The organism is Pseudomonas sp. C6002 (assembly GCF_013385805.1).
GTDB lineage: Bacteria > Pseudomonadota > Gammaproteobacteria > Pseudomonadales > Pseudomonadaceae > Aquipseudomonas.
On the sequence record NZ_JACAPH010000009.1, the window covers coordinates 408,177 to 429,745 of the forward strand.

The 21,569-nt window shown below is 60.8% G+C and carries 28 protein-coding genes; 20 read left to right on the forward strand and 8 right to left on the reverse strand.

What is annotated here, in order from left to right:
• Positions 1-70: 70 nt before the first annotated feature.
• Both HX817_RS05635 and HX817_RS31280 read right to left on the reverse strand, forming a co-directional pair.
• Positions 71-898: a hypothetical protein gene (locus HX817_RS05635; RefSeq protein ID WP_087693924.1), complete on the reverse strand. Its 828-nt coding sequence runs from the start codon at positions 896-898 to the stop codon at positions 71-73.
• Positions 899-980: 82 nt separating this feature from the next.
• Entirely contained in the window at positions 981-1,115 is a 135-nt protein-coding gene (locus tag HX817_RS31280) for a hypothetical protein (RefSeq protein ID WP_023658805.1), read from the reverse strand.
• Between the two features lie 219 nt (positions 1,116-1,334).
• On the opposite strand from HX817_RS31280, the gene HX817_RS05640 reads away from it, so the two are divergent.
• The gene (locus HX817_RS05640) at positions 1,335-2,363 is read left to right on the forward strand and encodes an alpha/beta fold hydrolase (RefSeq protein ID WP_177039930.1); all 1,029 of its coding nucleotides are present in this window, start codon (positions 1,335-1,337) and stop codon (positions 2,361-2,363) included.
• Between the two features lie 73 nt (positions 2,364-2,436).
• Here HX817_RS05640 and xth read toward each other — a convergent pair whose 3' ends face one another.
• The gene (xth, locus tag HX817_RS05645) at positions 2,437-3,255 is read right to left on the reverse strand and encodes an exodeoxyribonuclease III (protein WP_177039931.1); all 819 of its coding nucleotides are present in this window, start codon (positions 3,253-3,255) and stop codon (positions 2,437-2,439) included.
• A 251-nt stretch (positions 3,256-3,506) separates the two neighbouring features.
• Positions 3,507-4,517 (reverse strand): NAD(P)-dependent alcohol dehydrogenase, encoded by a 1,011-nt coding sequence (locus tag HX817_RS05650; protein WP_102368990.1) that lies wholly within the window; start codon positions 4,515-4,517, stop codon positions 3,507-3,509.
• Positions 4,518-4,699: 182 nt separating this feature from the next.
• On the opposite strand from HX817_RS05650, the gene HX817_RS05655 reads away from it, so the two are divergent.
• The 3 genes from HX817_RS05655 to HX817_RS05665 all read left to right on the forward strand — a co-directional run bounded on the left by HX817_RS05655 (position 4,700) and on the right by HX817_RS05665 (position 6,208).
• Complete coding sequence (locus tag HX817_RS05655; protein WP_102370266.1) at positions 4,700-5,599, forward strand: LysR family transcriptional regulator; 900 nt, start codon at positions 4,700-4,702, stop codon at positions 5,597-5,599.
• A 124-nt stretch (positions 5,600-5,723) separates the two neighbouring features.
• Complete coding sequence (locus tag HX817_RS05660) at positions 5,724-5,885, forward strand: hypothetical protein (protein ID WP_023658806.1); 162 nt, start codon at positions 5,724-5,726, stop codon at positions 5,883-5,885.
• Positions 5,886-5,890: 5 nt separating this feature from the next.
• Entirely contained in the window at positions 5,891-6,208 is a 318-nt protein-coding gene (locus HX817_RS05665; RefSeq protein WP_032899360.1) for a hypothetical protein, read from the forward strand.
• Positions 6,209-6,259: 51 nt separating this feature from the next.
• On the opposite strand, the gene HX817_RS05670 is transcribed toward HX817_RS05665, so the two are convergent.
• On the reverse strand, positions 6,260-6,718 hold the full coding sequence (locus HX817_RS05670) for a GNAT family N-acetyltransferase (protein ID WP_177008540.1): 459 nt from the start codon (positions 6,716-6,718) through the stop codon (positions 6,260-6,262).
• Between the two features lie 92 nt (positions 6,719-6,810).
• Here HX817_RS05670 and arr point away from each other — a divergent pair, with 92 nt between their 5' ends.
• The 5 genes from arr (at position 6,811) to HX817_RS05695 (ending at position 8,983) form a co-directional block, all read left to right on the forward strand.
• Positions 6,811-7,227 carry an NAD(+)--rifampin ADP-ribosyltransferase gene (arr, locus tag HX817_RS05675; protein ID WP_023658807.1) on the forward strand — a complete coding sequence of 139 codons (417 nt, stop codon included), beginning with the start codon at positions 6,811-6,813 and terminating at the stop codon, positions 7,225-7,227.
• Between the two features lie 71 nt (positions 7,228-7,298).
• On the forward strand, positions 7,299-7,505 hold the full coding sequence (locus HX817_RS05680; protein ID WP_008435062.1) for a DUF1737 domain-containing protein: 207 nt from the start codon (positions 7,299-7,301) through the stop codon (positions 7,503-7,505).
• A gap of 48 nt (positions 7,506-7,553) precedes the next feature.
• A complete protein-coding gene (locus HX817_RS05685) occupies positions 7,554-7,922 on the forward strand; it encodes a VOC family protein (protein WP_177039932.1) in 369 nt (122 codons plus the stop codon).
• 104 nt (positions 7,923-8,026) lie between these two features.
• Positions 8,027-8,449: a hypothetical protein gene (locus tag HX817_RS05690; RefSeq protein ID WP_177039933.1), complete on the forward strand. Its 423-nt coding sequence runs from the start codon at positions 8,027-8,029 to the stop codon at positions 8,447-8,449.
• 132 nt (positions 8,450-8,581) lie between these two features.
• Complete coding sequence (locus HX817_RS05695) at positions 8,582-8,983, forward strand: TonB family protein (protein WP_003207740.1); 402 nt, start codon at positions 8,582-8,584, stop codon at positions 8,981-8,983.
• 138 nt (positions 8,984-9,121) lie between these two features.
• Here HX817_RS05695 and deoC read toward each other — a convergent pair whose 3' ends face one another.
• On the reverse strand, positions 9,122-9,802 hold the full coding sequence (gene deoC / locus HX817_RS05700) for a deoxyribose-phosphate aldolase (RefSeq protein ID WP_177039934.1): 681 nt from the start codon (positions 9,800-9,802) through the stop codon (positions 9,122-9,124).
• Between the two features lie 143 nt (positions 9,803-9,945).
• On the opposite strand from deoC, the gene deoR reads away from it, so the two are divergent.
• The 10 genes from deoR to HX817_RS05750 all read left to right on the forward strand — a co-directional run bounded on the left by deoR (position 9,946) and on the right by HX817_RS05750 (position 19,888).
• Positions 9,946-10,704 (forward strand): DNA-binding transcriptional repressor DeoR, encoded by a 759-nt coding sequence (gene deoR / locus HX817_RS05705; protein ID WP_008435058.1) that lies wholly within the window; start codon positions 9,946-9,948, stop codon positions 10,702-10,704.
• Between the two features lie 171 nt (positions 10,705-10,875).
• Positions 10,876-11,850: a substrate-binding domain-containing protein gene (locus HX817_RS05710; protein ID WP_003207745.1), complete on the forward strand. Its 975-nt coding sequence runs from the start codon at positions 10,876-10,878 to the stop codon at positions 11,848-11,850.
• 93 nt (positions 11,851-11,943) lie between these two features.
• A complete protein-coding gene (locus HX817_RS05715; RefSeq protein WP_023658808.1) occupies positions 11,944-12,960 on the forward strand; it encodes a galactitol-1-phosphate 5-dehydrogenase in 1,017 nt (338 codons plus the stop codon).
• A 93-nt stretch (positions 12,961-13,053) separates the two neighbouring features.
• Entirely contained in the window at positions 13,054-14,574 is a 1,521-nt protein-coding gene (locus HX817_RS05720) for a ribulokinase (protein ID WP_177039935.1), read from the forward strand.
• Positions 14,571-15,557 carry a sugar-binding transcriptional regulator gene (locus HX817_RS05725; RefSeq protein WP_003207750.1) on the forward strand — a complete coding sequence of 329 codons (987 nt, stop codon included), beginning with the start codon at positions 14,571-14,573 and terminating at the stop codon, positions 15,555-15,557. Before HX817_RS05720 ends, HX817_RS05725 begins: the two co-directional genes overlap by 4 nt.
• On the forward strand, positions 15,550-17,046 hold the full coding sequence (locus HX817_RS05730; protein ID WP_003207752.1) for a sugar ABC transporter ATP-binding protein: 1,497 nt from the start codon (positions 15,550-15,552) through the stop codon (positions 17,044-17,046). The genes HX817_RS05725 and HX817_RS05730 overlap by 8 nt, the downstream gene beginning before the upstream one ends.
• A complete protein-coding gene (locus HX817_RS05735) occupies positions 17,043-18,071 on the forward strand; it encodes an ABC transporter permease (protein ID WP_003207754.1) in 1,029 nt (342 codons plus the stop codon). Before HX817_RS05730 ends, HX817_RS05735 begins: the two co-directional genes overlap by 4 nt.
• 10 nt (positions 18,072-18,081) lie before the next feature.
• Positions 18,082-18,765, forward strand: a complete 684-nt coding sequence (locus HX817_RS05740; protein WP_177028280.1) for an HAD-IA family hydrolase — start codon at positions 18,082-18,084, stop codon at positions 18,763-18,765.
• An 87-nt stretch (positions 18,766-18,852) separates the two neighbouring features.
• Positions 18,853-19,044, forward strand: a complete 192-nt coding sequence (locus HX817_RS05745) for a hypothetical protein (RefSeq protein ID WP_023658809.1) — start codon at positions 18,853-18,855, stop codon at positions 19,042-19,044.
• A gap of 208 nt (positions 19,045-19,252) precedes the next feature.
• Positions 19,253-19,888 carry a LysE family translocator gene (locus HX817_RS05750; RefSeq protein WP_008435048.1) on the forward strand — a complete coding sequence of 212 codons (636 nt, stop codon included), beginning with the start codon at positions 19,253-19,255 and terminating at the stop codon, positions 19,886-19,888.
• Between the two features lies 1 nt (position 19,889).
• Here the strand turns inward: HX817_RS05750 and HX817_RS05755 are convergent, their stop codons facing one another.
• On the reverse strand, positions 19,890-20,174 hold the full coding sequence (locus HX817_RS05755; protein ID WP_003207761.1) for a hypothetical protein: 285 nt from the start codon (positions 20,172-20,174) through the stop codon (positions 19,890-19,892).
• 308 nt (positions 20,175-20,482) lie between these two features.
• Between HX817_RS05755 and HX817_RS05760 the strand changes: the two genes are divergently transcribed.
• Positions 20,483-20,938, forward strand: a complete 456-nt coding sequence (locus HX817_RS05760; protein WP_003207766.1) for a GFA family protein — start codon at positions 20,483-20,485, stop codon at positions 20,936-20,938.
• A gap of 1 nt (position 20,939) precedes the next feature.
• On the opposite strand, the gene HX817_RS05765 is transcribed toward HX817_RS05760, so the two are convergent.
• Positions 20,940-21,467, reverse strand: coding sequence for a DinB family protein (locus tag HX817_RS05765; RefSeq protein ID WP_134326561.1), 528 nt, complete (start codon positions 21,465-21,467; stop codon positions 20,940-20,942).
• Between the last annotated feature and the right edge of the window lie 102 nt (positions 21,468-21,569).

The following is a 21,569-nucleotide window of genomic DNA, read 5'->3' on the forward strand; positions in this document are numbered from 1 at the left end:
GAGGCTTCCTTGCCCTCTGCGTTGCAAATGCACCGCCCGGTCATCGCAACAGTACTGCGCTACCTCAACCTCAGTTCTTCGCCCGGCTCAATAGAAATTCGTACCGGCGCTTATCGATAAAGATCGAATAACGTAATCCTCCGTCGCCGCTCGGCTGAAGAATGCTGTGGGTCTTGGATTTATGGAAAGGGTGGCTGTAAAGAGAGGGGAGGTCTGAATACGCATAGCTTTCAAAATGCAGTTCGTCGCCTACCCAATGCACCTCGTTGTACAGGAAGTGCCAGTTTTTGCTGGAAGCCATGTATAGGTAGGCACTGCCGTTGGGACCCATGATGACTTCTACCTCCAGCTCGCCTTTGTCATTTGCCCACTTGCCAATATATCGCTCCATACCGGAGTGGGCAGGTATCCCGGGATCCGCTACAAAGTCACTGGCCTTGAAAGGGGTTTTGCGCGCAGCTTCAGCGGCGGCGTTTGGATAAAGGGCACACAGCGGTGCGACGTTACTGACTTTCACGTAGTTGAAGGTCAGGCTCGTATCCGAAACATCCATGCTCAGCGTCATGGTCTGCGGGTCGAATGCCAGGACCTTCAGGTCGAAGTTGTCTGAAGGTGATTTGAGATGGATGACCTTTCCATCGTCGGACACCTTGAAGTCGCTCACTTCTTTTTCCTGGTGCTTCCCGGGTTCAGCGCAGTTGAATGGATGCAAGGTGGCCTTGGCATCTGCGCTGTATTCGACCACGTTGGCAATTCCGTTGCGCAGAGGAACCATGGCCCAGATGCCAACTACGTTATCTTGAGTCGCCAGCGCGTGCGTCGAAGGCTTGGCGCCATGGTTGGCACACCCGGTCATCATCAAGGTGGCCAGGGAAATTGTCAGAACGTTGATCCGCATCGGGCTTATCCATAAGAGTGTTCGCATTGATCCATCTGTCGCGGTTGGCGACCTTCTGGCAGGCAAGCATCATAAGGGATCGTTACGCTACGGTGCAGACCCAGAGGTGATTCTGCCGATAGGGCGCGCGGGTGAAGTGAACATCTGAAACCAGATGCATGCCTCGCTCTTGCAGGGCTTCGGTCAGTTGTACGAGTGTCTCTGCCTGGATAGTCATTGCTGTTACCTCGTCAGATTTACTGCGTTCATAATTCTTGACCGGCCGGGCAACTGGCTAATTCAAATTTTCTACAACGTTGATTGACGTGTGGTTGCTTCAGTTCTTTTGCTCCCGATCCCAGGATAAGCGCGACCTGAAAATACGCGGGCAGTGGTGCTCACGCACTCGAGGTGACCTACAGTGAAACATCGCGCCGGTATGACATGAGGAGATCCTATGTCCACTTTCAAGCTGACTTCGCGCATCTTCAGTACGCCCCGTCACACAACGCATTATCTGGAATCGGGACCTGCCGACGGGGCATTGATGATGTTCCTGCATGGCTGGCCCGAACTCGGTTTGATCTGGCGTGCACAGATGGAAGCGTTCGCTGCCCAAGGCTGGCACTGCGTCGCACCCGACATGCGCGGCTATGGCGGCTCTTCGGCGCCGGCCGCGATCAATGCGTACACGATTGAAAACATCGTGGCAGACATGACAGAGCTGCATGACCATCTCGGTGGAACGCCCGCCATCTGGGTGGGCCATGATTGGGGCAGCGTCGTGGCCGGTGAACTGGTCGCCCATGAACCTCAGCGCAGCCGCGGCGTGGTGCTGGTTTCGGTCCCGTACTTTCCTTCCACGAACGCGCTGGCGACGCTCATACCGCTGGTTGACCGACGGATTTACCCGGTCGACCAGTATCCAGACGGCCAATGGGACTATTACCGCTACTACAACACGCACTTTGCGTCCGCCGTGGCTGATCTTGACGCGGACAAAGCAGCATCGCTGTCGTCGATTTATCGAAGAGGCGACCCTGCAAGCATCGCCAGGGTCGCCTCCAATGCAGAAGTGACCCGCAAAGGCGGGCGGTTTGGCGAAGCGCACCGGGCTCCCCCGACCCCACCAGACCCGGCGCTCTGGCCCGAGACGGACTTCGCGGTACTGGTGCGCACGTTCGAGGAGCATGGTTTCCGCACGCCCTGCGCGTGGTATCTGAACGACGACGCCAACATCGAATACGCCCATCGCGCACCCGATGGCGGCCGCCTGTCCATGCCCGTCCTGTTTGTGAACGGTGATTACGACCCGATGAATACCATCAACGGCAATCAGTTGGGCGATCCAATGCGCGCGGCCTGCGCAGACCTCACAGTGACGAGCCTGCCTGGCGGGCATTGGCTGCCGGTGGAGTGCAAGACCGAACTCGTCGCGGCCATAAGTCGCTGGCTGATGCTCACGAAATTCGTGCCCCATCAGTAAGCCCGGATCACACCTTGGGATGGGTGAGTCGGGTACCGGCACGCGTGCCGGTAGTCAGCGTCGTGGCTTGTGATCAACTGCGTTTTGGCTTCTTTCTTGACCGGGTTTGCCGTGATGAGATCTCGATCCACGTCGGCGCATGATCACTGGCATGCTCTTCACCCCGTACCCATGCATCTACGCCGACGTTTTTCAGGTACGGGGCGAGTACCGGGTTGAGCAGCAGATGGTCGATGCGCAGCCCGGAATTCTTCTGCCAATGCTGACGGAAATAATCCCAAAACGTGTACACCCGCTCTTCCGGGTACAGGTGCCTCAGCGAGTCGATCCAGCCCTGGGAAAGCAACCTTTGAAAGCACTCACGGCTTTCTGGCTGGAGGAGGGCATCCTTGAGCCATGAGCGGGTGTTGTAGATGTCCAGGTCGGTGGGCACCACGTTGTAGTCACCGGCCAGGACCACCGGATGTTCGCTAGCCTGCAGTGTTGCAGCGTGGGAGATCAGGTGCTCGAACCACGCGAGCTTGTAATCAAATTTTGGCCCGGGTTGAGGGTTGCCGTTGGGCAGGTACAGGTATCCGACAATCACGCCATGGACAGCCGCTTCCAGGTATCGAGACTGCGAGTCGTCCTTGGCTCCCGGCAGGCCCTTATGGATCAAAAGAGGTTCGGAATCCCGCGCGAGAATTGCCACTCCGTTCCAGGATGCCTGGCCATGGTGCAATGAGCCATAGCCCGCCGCCTCAAGTTCTCCAGCGGGGAACGCGTTGTCTTGCGCCTTCAGTTCCTGCAGGCAGACGATGTCCGGGCGCTCCTTTTCCAGCCACTGCAGAAGGTTGGGCAGTCGCGTCTTTATGCCGTTGACATTGAATGTCGCGATCTTGAGGTTCTGCATGGCGTCGGTCCTTCAATGTGCCGGGTGCGCCGGGTGTTCGGCCACCGTGGGGGTAGGGGGACTACCCTTGCTCATTTGGCGATGTCCCCTATACCGGTTTAGTCGCAAAGCCTCTTTTCGACTACACCAAACCTGCGTTGCTCCATAAATAACAGGAACCGGTCTTTGAACGACCATTGGTGTCATTCGTGAACCGCCTGGGCAAATCCCGCAGCAATCACCTGCCTGTGTGAAACGCCCGGCGGTCGACTTTACCCGACCTTGATGACCACTTTGCCAAAGGCGCCCCTGGCCAAGTGTTCGTATGCCTGGCGCGCTTGATCGAAGGCGTACACACGGTCGATTACCGGGCGAATCCTGTGCTCGCTCAGGAACGCGTTCATGCGGTCGAACGATGAGCGCGGCGCTACGGCAATGCCGCGAATGGTTGTTTGCCGGAATATCATCGGCATCAGGTTCAATGCAGACGTCTGGCCCGTCAGGAATCCGATCTGGGCGATACGTCCACCGACCCTGGTCGCGGCGATCGATTGATTGATGCCATCTCCGCCTGCGACGTCCAGGAGCAGGTCCACGCCCTTGCCATCGGTGAGTTTCAGGACTTCCTCTGCCCAGCCAGGATGCGTGCGATAGTTCACACTGGCGACCGCCCCCAGTTTTTTCATAGCCTCCAGATTTTCATCCCGACTGGAGGTGACAATAACCTTGGCGCCGAGGGCGGTTGCGATTTGCGCAGCGAAAACCGAAACCCCACCGGTACCTTGAACCAGCACCGTTTGGCCCGCCTCGACCTGGCCGAAATCAACCAGCGCGTACCAGGCCGTCAATGCGGCAATCGGAAGAGTCGCGGCTTCCTCATCCGACAGGTTGTCGGGGACACGTACTGCGCTGTCCTCATGGATGATCATGTATTGCGCCAGGCCGCCGGGCAAAGGCGAGCCGAAGCAGTAGTCGGGTTCATCCGGCCCAGGCATGCCGTCCAGCCAGCGGGAGTAGAGATGCGAGTTGACCCGGTCGCCAATAGCGAAACGGCTGACACCGTCACCTGTTGCTACGACAACGCCTGCCGCGTCGCTGACGGGAATCAATGGCTTGGGCACCTTGTGGGGCTCGTAGATGCCATCGACGATGGCCTTGTCCCGGAAGTTCAGCGAAACGGCCCCCACCTTTACCAGCAGCTCTCCCGCCTTGGGGACGGGGGTCTCGGCGTCCCCTTGTACCAGGTTGTCCAAACCGAAATCTTTCAGAAGCCACGCTTTCATTTTCTGTCTCCAGCAACGGTGAATGGGCAGGGGAGGCAAGTGCCTCCTTGTTGTTGGGGCCATTGTTGAGGTTTCGCAGCGCGGCATAAATGGGCAGAATCCAACAGCATTGTTATTCTGGAGAGTAACAATCAACCCTTCACCGGCTTCCCGGGGACAGACGTATGGCGCTTCTACAGTCGATGCAGGTATTTGCCAAGCTGGCGGAGTTGGGCAGCTTCACAAAAGTCGCGGAGGCGACGCAGACCGGCCGTCCCTATGTCACGCGCACTATTCAGGAACTGGAGGCGTCCCTGGGTGTGCGCCTGTTCCAGCGCACGACGCGTAAAGTCAAGCTGACGGCTGAGGGCGAACGATTTTACGAGCGTGTCAAAGAGATTCTGGCCACCATCGCAGAAACCACTTCCATGTTCGACCGCAGTGGCTCGACGCTGAGTGGGCGGCTTCGGATTGATATTCCCACAGCGTTTTCCCAGCACGGGTTCATGGAAAGCCTCAGGCAATTTACCGAGGCATTTCCCGAGATCGAACTGGCACTCGGCGTGACCGACCGCAGGGTAGACCTGGTGGCGGAAGGCATCGATTGCGTATTGCGAATCGGTGATCTCCCGGATTCCAGCCTGGTAGCCAGGGAAATAGGCAGCGCAATCATGGTGACCTGTGCATCTGCAAGTTATCTCCAGGCCTACGGGGTACCGGAAACCCTGGCGGACCTTGCCGGCCACCGGTGCGTCGGCTTTCTTTCGGGTCAAAACAACAGGCCGCTGCCTTGGCACTTCTCGATGGCGGGCGAGGACCATCCACACACTCCACGCGGCGGTATCACCGTGAACGAATCCAACGCATACGTTCAATGCGGCGTTGCAGGCTTCGGCATTATTCAAGCACCGGGGATTACCGTCGGGGCGTACCTCGCCAGTGGAGAACTGGTTGAAGTACTCGGCGCACTTCGTCCGACACCGCGCCTGGTTTCCGTGCTTTACCCCAGCCGATCCCATCTTGCACCCCAGGTGAATGCATTTGTGGATTGGCTGAAAAAGCACTTTCCGGTTGTGCACCCCGACTGGTTCAACGCTCACTGATCCTGCAGAAGCACTTCGCGGCAGACCGAGAGGGGGCAGGTTGTTCAGGCGGGCTGTCGGAACGTATGATCGCAGCGAGCGCCCTTTTCCGGGCGCTGAGACTCACCCTTTGAAGGACATGAGCATGGAAAAGCACTTCGGTAATTCAGGCCTGTTCAAGGCTGCTTCGTATCACTGCATCACGCTCCTGGGCAGCGGCATTGCTCGCTGGGAGCTGAAAAATATTGCGTTGAATACGAAGGAGTTTTTGATATGTCCAAAGAACTACTCGGAGTTTCTGCTCTAGGGTTGATGGTGGTGGGGGAGTTTTGTGCAATCTACAGCGAGGTGGTAACCGCCAGGCTTGCCCAGACAGGGCATGGTTCATGGGAGGCGTTCGTCCTTCCCGTTGTGCTGATGTGTTTTGCCGGGCTTTGCCTGTTGGGTGCGTATTGGCTGGGGTACGTGGCGGTCGGTGATATCTGGGTCGTCACCGTGGTCTCAGTCACCTCCCTGTTGCTGCTTGAGCCCGTGGTGGTCTGGGCGCTGTTCCATGAAGCACCAGGGCGTGGCGCACTGATCGGGTTTGTCCTCGGCGCCTTGGGCATGCTTGCTACTGTATTGCTTTGACTCCGCCCTCTGGCCCGGCAATCAAACGCCGGGCCAGCTCGCCTCAAATGGTCACAGCTTCATCTTGAAGCCTGTGTGGGTTGGCAAGAACCCCAGGGACTCATAAAACCTATGAGCATCTGGCCGCGTACGATCACAGGTAAGCTGGATCAGTTGGCAGTGGCGCTGACGTGCTTGCTCAAACGACCATTCGAAGAATTGCCGGCCCAATCCGCTCCCACGCATTCGCTCGTGCACGCGGACGGCTTCGATTTGAGCTCGCCATGCGCCCCGATGAGAAATATTCGGAATGAAAGAAAGTTGGAGAGTACCGACCACCTCTTCATCAGCCACAGCGACGGCAAGAAACTGGTTCGGGTCTGCGTTGATGGCCTCAAACGCTCGTGTGTAGGAACTCTGAAGCGGAAGACTGCTATCTTCTCGAACAGCCCCCAGGGAGTCATTTGCCAGCAGCAAAACAATGAAAGGCAAGTCGTCGATACTGGCGCGTCGTATGGTCAGATTCGTCACAACGGTTTCCTGAGGTGCGGTGGTATAGAGGAACCCAGCCGATGGGGGCATTCGCATCCAAACATAACATTCATCCACGGAGCAACGAGCCCATGTCAAATACCGCTGGCATGTTCATCCGTCAGTTCTTTCACGGTACCCGGGCCGACCTGGAGCCGGGCGATCTGATCCGCGTCGGCTACCCGTCCAACTTTACAGAAGGTAAAGCACTGTCCTGGGTTTACTTTGCGGGCACGCTGGATGCCGCCATCTGGGGGGCTGAGCTGGCGCTCGGCAGTGGGCGGGAACGGATTTATGTTGTGGAGCCAACGGGGGCAATCATGGATGACCCCAACGTGACGGATAAGAAGTTTCCCGGCAATCCCACGCTTTCCTATCGCTCCACTGACCCTTTGCGCGTCGTGGCGGAGGTCACGAAATGGCACGGGCATCCGCCTGAACGGTTGCAGCAGATGAAGGACAATCTCGCGCGCTTGAAGGCCGAGGGTCGCGACGTGATCATTGACTGATATCATCGGGCACAAGCCGGCGTCACCCGATCGCCAAGTGGCTTTCCTTAACTGTTCCAGCAGGTGCTCCCATGCAGAATTCCCCTCCTGAAGGCCTACCTACCTATCGGATCCTGACAGGCAAGGACGATGCCTCCTTCTGTCACCGGGTCTCTGAAGCGCTTGCGCTGGGTTACCAGCTTTACGGCTCGCCAGCGGCAACCTTCAATGGCGAGTACGTGGTGGTGGCACAGGCTGTCGTTTGGAACGCCGATAACAACACTACTGTCAGGAACTGACGCGGGCTTGAATTAAGGTGAGTTCTCTCACTCCTGTCAGGTCAAATGATGAAATTCTCGTCTGTTCGTCTCGTTACCAACCACTTTAAACGGCTCGTTCAGTTCTATCACAACCTCTCGACTGTCGAGCCAAGGCACCTGGCTGACGGGTTCGCTGAAATTCACCTCGACGGCGTCGTCCTGGCCATAGCCGATGAACGCCTGGTCCGCCTTCACAACGATGGACTGGCAGTCGCCGCCAGCAACCGTTCGGCGATCCTGGAGTTTCAAGTGGATGATGTCGAGGCCGTCCTGCTGCGTATCGGTCGGGCTGACGTGGTGATGCCGGTGACGGTCATGCCATGGGGCAACACTTCGGTATTGCTGCGTGATCCGGATGGAAGCCTGGTCAACGTCTTTTCGAGACCTTGCCGCTGAATCGGTCCGCTGTTGTCGCCAGGTTCGGTAGGGTCGATAACGGGTTAAAGTAATCAGCTTAAGCGCCGATCAATTAACATCGATACCGGAATTGGATATTTGACATGATCACTAACGTCAGCAGTCTCGCTTCAGTACCCGCCAACCCAAGCCCGGCCAGCGTCAACGATAGCTCCAAGACCGAAGACTCTGGAACCCTGAGTCTCAACCCGGACACGGGTGCCAAAAGTGCGCCCGCTGCAGGTGGCGGCCAGGCGGCATCCATGTCGCAGGAGTCCGACACCGTCAAGGCGCTGAAAAAGCAGATTGCGGAGTTGCAAAAGCAGCTTCAAGAGCAGCAGCAAAACATGCAAAAGGCCCAAGCCAGCAATCAAAGCGCAGACGCCAAAGCGGCCGCCGTGGCTGCCGCCCAGGCGCAGATTGCCGCAACGGCAGCTGCATTGCAGTCTGCGTCTTCGGCGTTGTTGCAGGCACTGACTTCCGACGGTGGAAGCGGTACCGGTTCCATCGTCAGTACCACCGCCTGAGAGGCAGATTTGGTTTTCCACAAGAAGCATTCGTGTACCCACGGGCCATTCTGTTCGACCTGGATAACACGCTGACGCACCGAGCCTTGATTAGCCTCACCTTGCACACCAAACGTCAACGGAACTGCGTTTATGAAATACAGCTGGATCGCACTTGTCTTACTGCTTTGTGCCTGCACGAGCGGCCCCACCCGGGAACAACTGGCAGAACAACGCTTATGGGAATACCAGTTGCTCACTCACCTCAATCACTTCAAGTCGTACCCCGAAGAAGCTCGCCTGCAAGGATTGACCGGCCTGGTCAGGGTTGAATTCGTGGTTGACGCCAAAGGCAATCTGATACGCCACAAAGTCATCAGCCATACAGGTTCGGATCTGTTCGTCAGCGCCGTGGAGCGATTCGTTCCGGCGGCGTCGCCAGTGCCTGCGCCTCCACCCTCAATGCTGCTCAAAGGCGAAATTCAAGTGGTAGCCCCGTTTGTATTCTGCCTGGAGGGCGTGGCCTGCGCCGGCTCACCGCCACGCCGGCTGTAGCTGACCTGCGGATAAATTCCGGGCAAAGAAAAGCCCGCGATGGGGAGCGCGGGCTTAAAGGTTTTCACCAGGAGCTGAGATGACCATAGGCGCCCGACTGTGAAAGGGTTGTGAAAGGGCGCCAGCGCTGCACTCAACTCAGTAGGCGCCCGCGGCCGCCTTTGCGCCGCTGACGATGGCGATCCCGGAGCTGCTGCCCAGGCGCGTAGCACCGGCTTCGATCATCGCCTGGGCCGTCGCCAGGTCGCGCACGCCGCCCGACGCCTTCACGCCTATCTGCGCCCCCACCACGCCGCGCATCAGGCGCACATCCGCCAATGTCGCGCCGCCATGGCCGAAACCGGTGGAGGTCTTGACGAACGCCACGTTCAGCTCGCGGCACAGGCTGCAGGCATGGGTTTTCTGCTGGTCATCCAGCAGGCCGGTCTCGAGGATGACTTTCAGCGGCACCGCGCCGCAGGCCGCCAGCACCTGGGCAATATCGTCGCGTACCTGGTCCAGCAGGCCATCCTTCAGCCAGGCGATGTTCAGCACCATGTCGATCTCGCCTGCACCGGCCTCGATCGCAAGCTTTGCCTCATAAGCCTTGGCTGCACTCAAGCCCGCACCCAGGGGGAAGCCGACGACGGCACAGACCAATGGCGCGGCGTCGCGCAGGCATTCGGCGGCCAGCGGCACGTTGGCGCTGTTGACGCACACGGACTTGAAGCCATGCTCGCGGGCCTCGGCGCACAGTTGGCGAATGCTCGCCTGGGAAGCATCGGCGGCCAGCAGGGTGTGGTCGATATAGGCTGCGAGCGGCAACGGATCAGTCGGCATGGCAAGTGTCCTGTAAGGATGAGGTGCTGGGAAAAGGCGGTTTGTGTTAAGTTGGATGCATTAAATGTGAAATAAATAACATTGTAAATGGAATTTGTGACTGTCCTGATCAAGGGCACGCATTCAACGAGGGTTGGAACGCAGTGGATTCAAAGAAAAGCGAAAGATTTCGGGCCATGCACAAGGCCTTGCAGGGCGAGTCGGCGATTCACTTGCGTGACATGGCCGCATTGCTGGGTGTATCGGAAATGACCCTGCGCCGCGACCTGGCAGACAGCCCCCAGGGCCTGCGCCTGTTGGGCGGGCACGTAACCCGCAGCGGGCCGCCGGAGCCCGATTACCAGGTCGCCGAACAGGACCAGCGCCACGTCGCCGAGAAGCGTCAGATCGGCGTGCTGGCCGCCAGCCTGGTGCGCCCCGGCGACACGGTGTTCATCGATTGCGGCACCACCACGCCGTTCATTATCGAGGCGTTGCCGGATGACCTGGAGTTCACCGCGCTGTGCAATTCCCTCAACGTATTGCTCAAGCTCCAGCAAAAGCCCCACTGCACCATCATCCTCTGCGGTGGCACTTTTCACCGGCGCAACATGGTCTTCGAGAGCCATGCCGAGGCGGGCATCCTGGATGGCATCCGTGTGGCGTGGGCGTTCATTTCCGCGGCCGGCGTCAGCGCCGCCCACGGTGTGACCTGCTACAACCTCAACGAAGTGGAGGTCAAGCGCCGGGTCATGGCGCGGGCGCAGACCTGCGTGCTGGTGGCCGACCACAGCAAGTTCGACGAAGTACGTGCGGCACACTTTGCCGAGCTGTCGGACTTCCAGCGGGTGATCAGCGACCCCGGGCTCGAGGCGGCACAGCAGCAGGTGATCAGGGACAGTGGGGCGATCCTGCTGATCTGACTCAAACAGCATTGTGATTTTTATTTCATTTGTTTGGAATTTAACAAATTGGCCTTGACACTCTCGGGAGCAAGGCATAGTTTTTCAAATGTGATCGCGGTTCACATTTGTGAGCACGGCCTCCCTGAAGGCCGTGCCCGAATCCTGACAACAATAAAAATAGGAATCACCATGCTCCAGATAGCCCGTAAACCTGTTCATGTGCTGGCCCTTGCACTGGCTGTCGCGGCCTCGGCGCTGGCGCTGAACGCCCAGGCCAAGGATCTGAAGATCGGTTTCAGCCAGGTCACCCTGCAATCTCCCTTCTACGTACAACTGCGCGACGGCGCCAAGGCTGCAGCGGCCAAGGGCGGCGACGAGCTGATCTTCCTCGACGCCAACGGCGATATCAGCAAGCAGAACAACGATATCCAGGACCTGCTGACCCGCAAGGTCGACATCCTCATCATCAACGCCGTGAACCCCGACGCCGTGGGCGCGGCCCTCGACGCCGCCAAACGCGCCAAGGTGCCGGTGATTGCCGTCGACCGCGCAATCAATGCCCCGGTCGCCACCACCATTGGCCGTAATAATGCCGAGATGGGCGAGCTGTCCGGCAAGGCGTTGCTTGCAGCACTCAAGCAGCGCGGTGTGACCAAGGGCAAGATCATCGAGATCCAGGGCGACGCCGGCGGTACGGTGATGAAAGAACGCCGCAAGGGTTTCCACACCGCTTTGGCCGGCACCGACTTCAAGATCATCGACGGCCCCTACAGCGAGTACATGCGCGCCAACGCAGTCACGGCAATGCAGGATTTGCTGCAAGCGCACCCGGACCTCAAGGCGGTGATCGCGCATAACGACGACATGGCCATGGGCGCGCTGCAAGTGCTTACCGAAAGCGGCAAGAAAGACGTCCTCGTGGCCGGGATCGACGGCTTGTCCGAGGCCTTGAATGCCATCCAGAGCGGCGATCAATACGTGGCCACCGCCCTCAACGACCCACGCTACCTGGGCGAGGTCGCCATTGAGGCGGCGCGGGCCCTGGCGGCCGGCAAGTCGGTGCCGAACTTTGTCGACGCCGGCACCCAGGTGGTGACCAAGGCCAACGTGGCCGAGGTCAAGCATGACTCTACCTTCGGCGAATACCGCCCCGGCGCGCTCTGACGGATCTGCGCCGCCACGCTATGGATTTTTGCGGGCACCTCTTGCGGGAGGTGCCTGTTCGAACGCACTCGTCACTCAACAGAGGAATTCACTGTGAAAGCTGCCGTCATGTACCAACCGGGCGATATCCGGGTCGAAGATGTTCCAAAACCTGCGGTCAAGGCCGGCCACGCGCTGGTTCGGGTCGCCGCCTGCGGCGTGTGCGGCTCGGATATCCCGCGCATGCTGAGCAAGGGCGCCCATGTGATGCCGCTGATTTGCGGCCATGAATTCGCAGGCTTTATCGAAGAGATCGGCAGCGGTGTCGAAGGCTATGCCATCGGCGAACTGGTGACAGTGCCGCCGATGATCCCGGACGTCAGCAGCGACCAATATGCCCGAGGCTTTCCGTCCCGCTCGGAGCGCTACGATTACTTCGGCAGCCGCCGCGACGGCGCGTATGCCGAGTACGTCAATGTGCCCCTGAGCAACCTGATCAAGGTGCCCCAAGGCATGGACCCGATTGCCGCGTCCCTGGTGGACCCGGCGGCGATTGCCCTGCATGCGATCTGGAAAGCCGACTTCAAGGCCGGGCAGAGCGGGGCGGTGGTAGGTTGCGGGCCGATCGGCCTGTTTGCGATCCAGTGGCTGCGGATCATGGGGGCCAAGGACATCGTCGCCATCGACATCGCCGAAGAGAAACTCGCCATGGCCCGCGAAGCCGGCGCCACCCACACCCTGCTCAGCGGCGCGGCGGATGCCGAGTTGCCCCGTTGCCAACTGGTGATTGAAGCGGCAGGCCATCCCAGCTCGATCAACCAGGCCGTGCAACTGACCAAGGCTGGCGGGCATGTGGTGTTTATCGGCATTCCCACCAGTGACGTGGCCCTCAGCACTGCGACGTTCTCGCACTTCCTGCGCCAGGAAATCTCCCTGCACGGCGCCTGGAACTCGTTCTCGGCACCGTTCCCGGGCGATGAGTGGACGGCCTCCATCGACAAGCTGGCTTCCGGTGAATTGCAGTGGCAGTTCATGATTACCCACGACTTGCCGCTGGATGAGTTGCCGGCGATGTTCAAGCGCTATGCCGATCGCAGCGAAGTCGCGGCCAAGGTAATTTTCCGTCCCTGAGCCGCGTCAGCTGTGTGTCGCCAAGCCCGACGACGCTGTGCGTTGCCGGGCTTAAAACAAAAAGCGTTGTTACAAGACGCAGGAGAACTACCGATGACCTTGTTGTTGGGACTGGATTTCGGAACAGGTGGGGTGCGGGCTGGTTTGTATGACCTGCACAGCCACAAACTGGTACACGTCGCCGAGGCGCCGTATGCCACGCAATACCCGCAGTTGGGTTGGGCCGAGCAGGCGCCGGCGGACTGGTGGTCGGCGCTGGGCAAGGCCTGCCGGCAGTTGATGGCCCAGGCCGGGCACCCGCAGGTGGCGGCGGTGTGCGTCGCCACCACAGCCTCCACCGTGGTGGTTGCCCAGGCGGACGGCCAACCCCTGGCCCCGGCGTTGTTATGGATGGATTGCCGCGCCGCTGCCGAGTCGGCGCGCACCGCCCACGTCAGCCACCCGATGATGAACCAGGGCGGTGACGCGGTGGAATGGCTGGTGCCCAAGGCCATGTGGCTGGCCGAGCACGAGCCTCAGGTTTACCAGCGCGCCGAGCGTATTTGCGAGGCCGTGGACTGGATCAACTTTCAGTTGACCGGGCGCTGGGTCGGCTCCCAATTGAATGCCAGTTGCAAGTGGAATTACGACACCTTGCAGCAGCGTTTTCCGGTGGAATTGTACGCCGAACTGGGCGTGCCTGAACTGGCGCAAAAACTCCCTCAGGAAGTGATCAAGGTTGGTGGCCGGATCGGCCCATTGAGCGCCGATGCTGCCAATCATCTGGGCCTGAGCCGCGACACGCTGGTGGCCCAGGGCGGAATCGACGCCCACATGGCAATGCTCAGTGCCGGCACCACTGGCGCCGGCGAGCTGTTGTTTATCGGTGGTACCTCGGTGGTGCAACTGATGCACACCCCGCAACGCATCGACGTACCGGGCATCTGGGGCCCGTACCCCGGCGCCTTGCTCGACGGCCAATGGTTGATGGAAGGCGGGCAAGTCTCCGCCGGTTCGATCCTCAACTGGCTGGCGCAAAAGATGTTCGGCCTCGACGATGCCGGGCACCAGCGCCTGATCCGCCAGGCCGCAGAACTGCAGCCCGGCTCCACCGGCTTGCTGGTGCTCGATTACTGGATGGGCAACCGTACACCGTACCGCTCACCGGACATGCGCGGCGCGATCATGGGCCTGTCGCTGAACCATGACCGGCATGACCTGTACCGCGCCTCGGTGGAAGCGATTGCCCTGGGCTCGGCGAACATCTTTCACACCTGGCGCTCCGAGGGCATCGAGATCACCCGGGTGGTCGCCGCCGGTGGTTTCCAGAAGAACCCGTTGTGGTTGCAGGCCACGGTGGATGCCACCGGTGTGCCGTTCGAAATGGTGCCCCACGACAACCTCACCCTGATCGGCACCGCCGCCGCTGCCGCCTGCGCCCTCGGCGAGTTCGGCACCTTGCAGGAAGCCGCTACCGACTTCACCACCATCGGCCGGCTGATCGAGCCCGACCCTTACGCCCACGAGCAATACATCGAGCTGTTGGGCCGCTACCGCGCCGCCACCGACAGCGTCGCGCCCATCAGTTGCAAGCCACCGGCGAACCGCACGCTCGGCGTAAGGCCGGCAGCATGAGCGCCCATCCTGAAGAAACGTTTGCCACGCGGTTGTCGGCCGATTCCCAGCGTGATGACTTGATGGTCCAGGTGGCCAAGCTGTATTACGACCTGGAAAAGACCCAAAGCGATATCTCCCGGGAGACCGGCCTGACCCGCTGGCAAGTCAGCCGCTTGCTGCGCGAGGCGCGGGATTGCGGGGTGGTGCGCATCGATATCGTCGCCCGCTCGGCGCGCTTGCCGCAGCTGGAAGTAGCCTTGCAACGGCGTTTCGGCCTGCGTGAAGCATTGGTGCTGGATGTGGAAGATGCCGACACCGCGCTGAACGTGGTGACCCAGGCCGCCGCCCGTTACCTGTGCAACTTGCAGCCGATGCCGGCGCTGATCGGCGTGTCGTGGGGCCGCACCCTGACCAAAATGGCCCAGTGGCTGGTGCCGCGCTGGAACGAGGGGGTCAACGTGGTGCTGCTGAACGGCGCGATCAATACCCGTTCGATGGGCGAGTCCAGCCATAACGTCGCCGAGCGCTTCGCCCAGGCTGCCCGTGGCCAGGCCACGTTGCTGCCGGTGCCGGCGATTCTCGGGCATGCGCATACCCGCGAAGCGCTGGAGCAGGACCCGGTGATCGCCCAGGTATTGCGCCTCGGGCAACAGGCGCCGGTGGCGTGTTTCAGCCTGGGGGAGTTGTCTGATCATTCGGTGTTGATGGAGTCGGGTTACATCGACCGGCCATTGCTCGAAGAGCTGGAACGCCTGGGCGCGGTCGGCGACATCATGGGCCGCTTTATCGGCATGGACGGTGAACCGGTGATGCCCGAACTCGACGCCCGCACCCTGGGCCTGCCGTTGGCCGCCTTGCGCGACAAGGCCTGGTCCATTGCCGTGTGCGTCGGCGCGCAGAAGCACCGCATCGTCCACGCCAGCGTCAAGGCCGGCTATGTCAATGTGCTGGCCACCGACGCGGCCACCGCCCGCTATTTGCTGGAGCAGGATCATGAGTGAGTTGGCCCTGGATATCCGTCATGTCAGCAAGCGTTTTCCGCCCAATGTGGTGGCGCTGACCGATGCCTCCCTCGACGTTCGGCCCGGTGAGGTGCATTGCCTGCTGGGCGCTAATGGCGCGGGCAAAAGTACCCTGTTGAAAATCGTCGCCGGCGCCCATCGCCCGGATGGCGGCGAGATGTCGGTGGCGGGCCGGCGGGTGGAACTGAAGAATCCGCAACAGGCGCGCCAGGCCGGGATCGCGATGATCTATCAGGAGCTCGACCTGATCCCGCAGATGACCGTCGAAGAGAACCTGATGCTCGGCTATGCGCCCCAGCGCTTCGGGATTATTTCCCGGGGCAAGCGCAGTGCGTTGGCCAAGGCCGCACTGTTGCGGGTCGGGGCCAACTTCTCGAGTTCCGACCGGGTGGGCAGCCTGTCGATTGCCAACCAGCAATTGGCGGCCATCGCCCGGGCACTGACCTGTGAGGCCCGGCTGGTGGTGATGGATGAGCCTTCGGCGGCGCTGAACGAGACCGAACTCAAGCGGGTGTTCCAGGTGATTCGCGAGATCACTGCGGCGGGTGTGGCGGTGCTGTATGTCAGCCACCGCTTGAATGAAATTCGCGAGATCGGCGACCGGGTCACGGTGCTGCGTGCCGGGCGAACCCTGCAAACCCACGAGCTGGCGCAGATCGACGACCAGGCGCTGATCGCCGCCGTGGTCGGCGAGCACCGCGACCTGCTGGAACGCAGCCCGCGTCAGGCGCCGCGGGACAACCTGGCGCTGAATATTCGCCGGCTGCAAGGCGAGCAGGGCCTGGACGTGCAGGGGCTGGAAGTGCGTCAGGGCGAAATTGTCGGGCTTGCCGGGCTTAACGGGGCAGGGCGCAGCACGTTGCTCAAAGCCTTGTTTGGCGTGGGGCGCAACGACAGCGATGTTGAACTGTTTGGCCAGCCTTATCAGCCGCAAACCTCGCGCCAGGCGATCCGCCAGGGCGTCGGGTTGGTGCCGGAAAACCGCAAGACCGAAGGCCTGCTGCTGGATGCGCCGATCTACCGCAATGCCTGCCTGGTGCACACCCGGCACTTGAACTGGTTTTCCCATCGCCAGGCCAAGGACCGCGCCGGCCCGGTGCTGCAGCGCTTGCAGACCAAGCTCGACAACCTTGAGCAACCGGTACGCCAGCTCTCCGGCGGCAATCAACAGAAGGTGGTCATGGCCAAGTGGGTGATCGACGGCGCGCGCCTGTTGCTGCTGGACGAGCCCAGTCGTGGCCTGGATGTCGGCGCCAAGGCCGACCTCTATGCCCTGGCCCGCAGCCTGGCGCAGGAAGGGGCGGCGGTGCTGGTCGCCAGCAGCGAGCTGGACGAGTTGTACGTCAATTGCGACCGCATCTGGGTGATGCATGAGGGGCGCAACGCGCTGTGTTTCGACCCCTTGACTGCCAGTCGCGACCAGATCGACCAGGCCATCCTTATCGGTAGAACGAGTGTAGAACCATGACTATTGCAAGCAACCCAAGCCCGGTTTTCGATAAGCCCGTCACCCTCACCAGCCGCCGTCGCAGTGCGGTGCTGGAGTGGGTGATGCGCTACAACTTTGTGTTCATTTTCCTGTTTGCGGTGGTGGTGGCGACGTTCCTGTCGGACGACTTCCTGACCTTCGGCAACATCGCCAACCTGTTCCAGCAGGGGGCGATTGTCGGGATCATCGCCATCGGCATGACCTTCGTTATCCTTACGGCCAATATCGACCTGTCGGTGGGCAGCCTGTGTGCCTTCGGCGGGATCCTGGTGGCGGTGCTCCTGCAGCAGCAGGTCAGCGGCTGGCTGGCGGTGCCGGCCACGTTGCTGGTGGGACTGGCCATCGGCACCTTGATGGGCAGCCTCACGGTGTTTGGCAAGGTGCCGAGTTTTATCATCACCCTGGCCGGGCTGGTGTCGCTGCGCGGGGCCACCTTCCTGGCATCCGACGGTGCGCCGATTGGCGGATTGCCGGCCAGCTTCACCTCGTTCGGCTCGGCCATGATCGACATCTGGCCCAGCGCTGGCATTGCGTTTCCGGTGCTGGGGCTGATCTTTATCCTGATCACCGTCATCGCCTGGCTGGTGCTGCGCTACACGGTGTTTGGCGAGTATGTGCTGGCCACCGGCGGCAACCTGGAGGCTGCGCGGCTGTCCGGCGTGCCGGTGCGGGCGGTGACGATTGCGGTGTTCGCCATCTGCGGCGGCCTGGCAGCATTCGCCGGCTTGTTGATGACCTCACGCCTGCACGTCGGCCAACCGACCGCAGCCCAGGGGCTGGAACTGGATGCAATTGCCGCCGTGGTGCTGGGTGGCACCAGCCTGTTCGGCGGGCGCGGCAGCGTGGTAGGCACGGCGGTGGCGGTGATGCTGCTGCAGGTGTTGCGCAATATCTTCAACCTGCTGGGGCTGGGCTCGTTCTACCAGATGGCGATCACCGGGGTGATCATCGTGCTGGCGATTTTGCTCAACCGCTTGATCGACCATTACGCCGGGCGCACCTGAGGACACCGTGATGAATGCACCGCTACCCGCGCCGATCAAGGCCGTGATCTTCGACATGGACGGCCTGCTGCTCGACACCGAAGGCATCTACACCGAAGTCACCCAACTGATTGCCGACCGCTACGGCCGCACCTTTGACTGGAGCATGAAGCAGAACACCATCGGCCTGGGGGCTTATGAACTGGCCAGCTATATCGTGCAGGCCGTGGGCTTGCCGATGAGCCCCGAGGCGTTCTTGCAGGAACGCACACCATTGATGAATGCGCGGTTTCCCCAGGCGGCGGCCATGGCCGGGGCCCAGGCGCTGGTGCGGCATTTGTCGGCCCACGGTGTGCCGATTGCGGTGGGTACCAGTTCGTCGCGGCACTATTTCGAACTGAAAACCACCTTGCACCGCGACTGGTTCTGCTTGTTCGATGCCATCGTCACCGCCGATGACCCCCAGGTAGGCGCTGCCAAGCCGGCGCCGGATATCTTCCTGGTGGCTGCCGAGCGACTGGGAGTGACGCCCGCTGAATGCCTGGTGTTCGAGGATTCGCCATTTGGCATCACTGCGGCCAAGGCGGCCGGGATGTACGCCGTGGCCATCCCGGACCCGGCGATGCCGCAGGAGAAGTTCCTGCATGCGGATGGAAGACTGCTGAGCCTGGAGGCGTTTGACCTCGCGCGATGGGGGTTGCCAGCCTACCGCTGACTCGACGTCCGGTAGGCTGCCTCGTCGTCAGCGGGTGTATGGTAGACCGGGCAAACACCTGGATTATCTCTGGAGAGAGAGGTGACTATGAGCACTCCCATGCTGAACAAGCTGCATCTCAACGGTTATGACATCGTGCAGGTCAACAGCGGCCCGTGGCGCGTCTGTACCAAGGCTGATCGCCTGGCATCCTTCGGTTCCCGTGAGCAGGCGCTGGCGTATGCCGCGGCGCTACCGGGTTACAAGGCACGGTCGAGGCCGGTCGCCAATGATGCATGAGCCCTCAACAGCCTCGGTCAATCCGGGGCTTTTTATTGGGTCTCGCTTGAGCAATACATAAACGGTGGCGAGGGAGCTTGCTCACGCTGGAGTGCGAAGCGCTCCCAGGATTTTGGGGCCGCTACGCAACCCAACGGGAGCAAGCTCCCTCGCCACACAGTGGATATGGTGGGATGATTCGCAGCTGATCAGCCCGTAGGAACCTGTCATGTCCCTGGCAACCTTATTTCTGTTCGTCATGATGAGCGCCGCGATTATCGCGATACCTGGCCCGACGGTTCTGTTGGCCCTGCAAAATGGTTCGCGCCATGGTTTGCAGGCGGCGTTCTGGGGCATGGCCGGGGCGGTGTTGGCCGACGCGTTGCTGGTGACGGCGGTGGCGTGTGGCCTGGGATTGCTGCTGGCGGCCAGCGAAGGGTTGTTTCAGGCGCTGAAATGGATCGGTTCGGCGTACCTCATCTGGATCGGCTGGCAGATGTTGCGATCACCCCAGGCGGCGTTGCCATCGGTGGGCGAAGGTGAGGATGGCGGCACCCGCTCGGCGAGTATTTTCACCCGCAGTTTCCTGGTGGCGATTTCCAATCCCAAGGCGTTGTTGTTCATGTCGGCATTCCTGCCGCAATTTGTCGACAGCACCCAGGCGCAACTGCCGCAGTACGCGTGCCTGTTGCTGGCGCTGTGCGTGCTCAATGTCAGCATCATGATGTTCTACGCGGTATGCGGGGCACGCTTGCTCAGTCGCCTGCGGCCCGCACATTTGCAGCATTTCAATCGCGGGGCGGGTGGGTTGTTGATGACGATGGGCGTGCTGCTGGCCGCTTACCGTCGTGCCCCGGCTGCGTAACTTAAACGAATGGCTGGCCGTGGAACCCGCGTGGCAGGCGCTGACGGCCTGGCAGGTCGGTCAGGCGCTGGGTCCAGGCACTGCGCCAGTCACCGGCGGCATGGGCGGTTTTGGACTTGCGCGCGGCACGCCGAGCGGCGTTGCGTTGGGTGCGGCGGGCTTCCTTGAAGACTTCGGTGTTACGGCAGGTACGGCACTTGACCCGATTCAGCTCGGTGCTGGAAGGGAGGTTGTTGCCGTGATGACCGCAGGCAAGATGCCCGGCGACCTTGAAGTGAATGACCATGTAAGCGTCTCCTTCTTGGGGGATGCGTCGCATCGGTAATCTGCTGATGCGCGCGGGCAGGGCGGGGCAGCCATTGGCTGATGTTCACCGCTCTGTCTTTTATGACAGTTCGCTGCTCCATGCGTTCGTTTGAGGGTATTGCGCTCCTTTCGACACCCATTGCGCTTGCTGGTGACGCAAAGGCCAGTTGCAGAAGTACCTGGCGTATCCATGGTGATTGCCGCGCCGTAACCTGACCGGCATTGCTGTTCGCGACGCACCCGCTCGTTTATCCTCCGGTCACACACACAATGTGACTGGAGTGGAAGATGAGCAATCAAGAGTCCCAGGAAGGCGGCTGCCGTTGTGACCGGGTGCGTTTTACCGTAACCGAAAAACCATTGATCACCATGGCGTGCCACTGCACCGGGTGCCAGAAGATGTCATCCAGCGCGTTCTCGCTGAGCGCGCTGATCCCCAGCCACGGATTCACCATCACCCAGGGCAACCCGGTGATCGGCGGGTTGCATGGCGTAGACCGCCACTACTGCTGCCCCCACTGCATGAGTTGGATGTTTTCCCGCCCCAATGGCGTGGAAGATCTGATCAACCTGCGTCCCACCATGCTGGATGACGCCAGCGGCTATGTGCCATTCATAGAGACCTGGACCAGTGAAAAGCTGCCGTGGGCGACTACCCCGGCGCAGCACAGCTTTGCGCAGCTCCCGGAGAGGGAGAATTTCCCCGCGCTGATACAGGCGTACGCCGAGTACAGCGGCGGTTGAGCTAGTCCATCAGCGCCAGCAGGTCGGTGTCGCCCACGTCGCGCCCGGCCTGGGTCAGCAGCGTTGTCACCTGGCCCCGGTGGTGGGTCTGGTGATTGAAGAAGTGCACGAGCAGGGCATGAAAATTCTTGTTCATGGGCGTGCCCGCCATGTTGTGGTACTGCAGGGGCTGATCCAGGTCCGACTCACTGATCGACTGCACCCAGTCGATGATGAGCTGGTCGAGCCAGGCGCGGTGGGCCGACAGTTCACGGATATCGGCGAAGGCCAGTTGATTCAGACGTGGCGGCAACCCCAACGCGTCTAACGGTACCAGCGCGGCAAAGCCTGCCGGATGCTCGGCGAAACGCTTGAGCCAGACGCGATCACCCAGGGCGAGGTGGTTCAGCGTGCCAAGGATCGACCCGAAGAACGCGCCACGGTCGGCAATCAAGTCTTCGTCGCTCAGGCCGTGGGCCGCTTCATACACCTTGCGGTTCATCCACTGGTTATAGGTCGCCATCAAGGCAATCTGCTCGGTACGGGTCACGTGAGGTTCCTCGATGGGGGGGCGTCGCCATGATAATGCGAGCCTGCCGGGCGGTCATGGTGTTCTCGCGCAGCGCAGCTATTGTTGTTGATCTGGAACTCT

Excerpts from the sequence above, each read along its gene's own strand:
- HX817_RS05635 (WP_087693924.1), bottom strand. The coding sequence starts at position 898 with ATGCGGATCAACGTTCTGACAATTTCCCTGGCCACCTTGATGATGACC.
- HX817_RS31280 (WP_023658805.1), bottom strand. The coding sequence starts at position 1,115 with ATGACTATCCAGGCAGAGACACTCGTACAACTGACCGAAGCCCTGCAA.
- HX817_RS05640 (WP_177039930.1), top strand. The coding sequence starts at position 1,335 with ATGTCCACTTTCAAGCTGACTTCGCGCATCTTCAGTACGCCCCGTCAC.
- xth (WP_177039931.1), bottom strand. The coding sequence starts at position 3,255 with ATGCAGAACCTCAAGATCGCGACATTCAATGTCAACGGCATAAAGACG.
- HX817_RS05650 (WP_102368990.1), bottom strand. The coding sequence starts at position 4,517 with ATGAAAGCGTGGCTTCTGAAAGATTTCGGTTTGGACAACCTGGTACAA.
- HX817_RS05655 (WP_102370266.1), top strand. The coding sequence starts at position 4,700 with ATGCAGGTATTTGCCAAGCTGGCGGAGTTGGGCAGCTTCACAAAAGTC.
- HX817_RS05660 (WP_023658806.1), top strand. The coding sequence starts at position 5,724 with ATGGAAAAGCACTTCGGTAATTCAGGCCTGTTCAAGGCTGCTTCGTAT.
- HX817_RS05665 (WP_032899360.1), top strand. The coding sequence starts at position 5,891 with ATGGTGGTGGGGGAGTTTTGTGCAATCTACAGCGAGGTGGTAACCGCC.
- arr (WP_023658807.1), top strand. The coding sequence starts at position 6,811 with ATGTCAAATACCGCTGGCATGTTCATCCGTCAGTTCTTTCACGGTACC.
- HX817_RS05680 (WP_008435062.1), top strand. The coding sequence starts at position 7,299 with ATGCAGAATTCCCCTCCTGAAGGCCTACCTACCTATCGGATCCTGACA.
- HX817_RS05685 (WP_177039932.1), top strand. The coding sequence starts at position 7,554 with ATGAAATTCTCGTCTGTTCGTCTCGTTACCAACCACTTTAAACGGCTC.
- HX817_RS05690 (WP_177039933.1), top strand. The coding sequence starts at position 8,027 with ATGATCACTAACGTCAGCAGTCTCGCTTCAGTACCCGCCAACCCAAGC.
- HX817_RS05695 (WP_003207740.1), top strand. The coding sequence starts at position 8,582 with ATGAAATACAGCTGGATCGCACTTGTCTTACTGCTTTGTGCCTGCACG.
- deoC (WP_177039934.1), bottom strand. The coding sequence starts at position 9,802 with ATGCCGACTGATCCGTTGCCGCTCGCAGCCTATATCGACCACACCCTG.
- HX817_RS05710 (WP_003207745.1), top strand. The coding sequence starts at position 10,876 with ATGCTCCAGATAGCCCGTAAACCTGTTCATGTGCTGGCCCTTGCACTG.
- HX817_RS05720 (WP_177039935.1), top strand. The coding sequence starts at position 13,054 with ATGACCTTGTTGTTGGGACTGGATTTCGGAACAGGTGGGGTGCGGGCT.
- HX817_RS05725 (WP_003207750.1), top strand. The coding sequence starts at position 14,571 with ATGAGCGCCCATCCTGAAGAAACGTTTGCCACGCGGTTGTCGGCCGAT.
- HX817_RS05730 (WP_003207752.1), top strand. The coding sequence starts at position 15,550 with ATGAGTGAGTTGGCCCTGGATATCCGTCATGTCAGCAAGCGTTTTCCG.
- HX817_RS05735 (WP_003207754.1), top strand. The coding sequence starts at position 17,043 with ATGACTATTGCAAGCAACCCAAGCCCGGTTTTCGATAAGCCCGTCACC.
- HX817_RS05740 (WP_177028280.1), top strand. The coding sequence starts at position 18,082 with ATGAATGCACCGCTACCCGCGCCGATCAAGGCCGTGATCTTCGACATG.
- HX817_RS05745 (WP_023658809.1), top strand. The coding sequence starts at position 18,853 with ATGAGCACTCCCATGCTGAACAAGCTGCATCTCAACGGTTATGACATC.
- HX817_RS05750 (WP_008435048.1), top strand. The coding sequence starts at position 19,253 with ATGTCCCTGGCAACCTTATTTCTGTTCGTCATGATGAGCGCCGCGATT.
- HX817_RS05755 (WP_003207761.1), bottom strand. The coding sequence starts at position 20,174 with ATGGTCATTCACTTCAAGGTCGCCGGGCATCTTGCCTGCGGTCATCAC.
- HX817_RS05760 (WP_003207766.1), top strand. The coding sequence starts at position 20,483 with ATGAGCAATCAAGAGTCCCAGGAAGGCGGCTGCCGTTGTGACCGGGTG.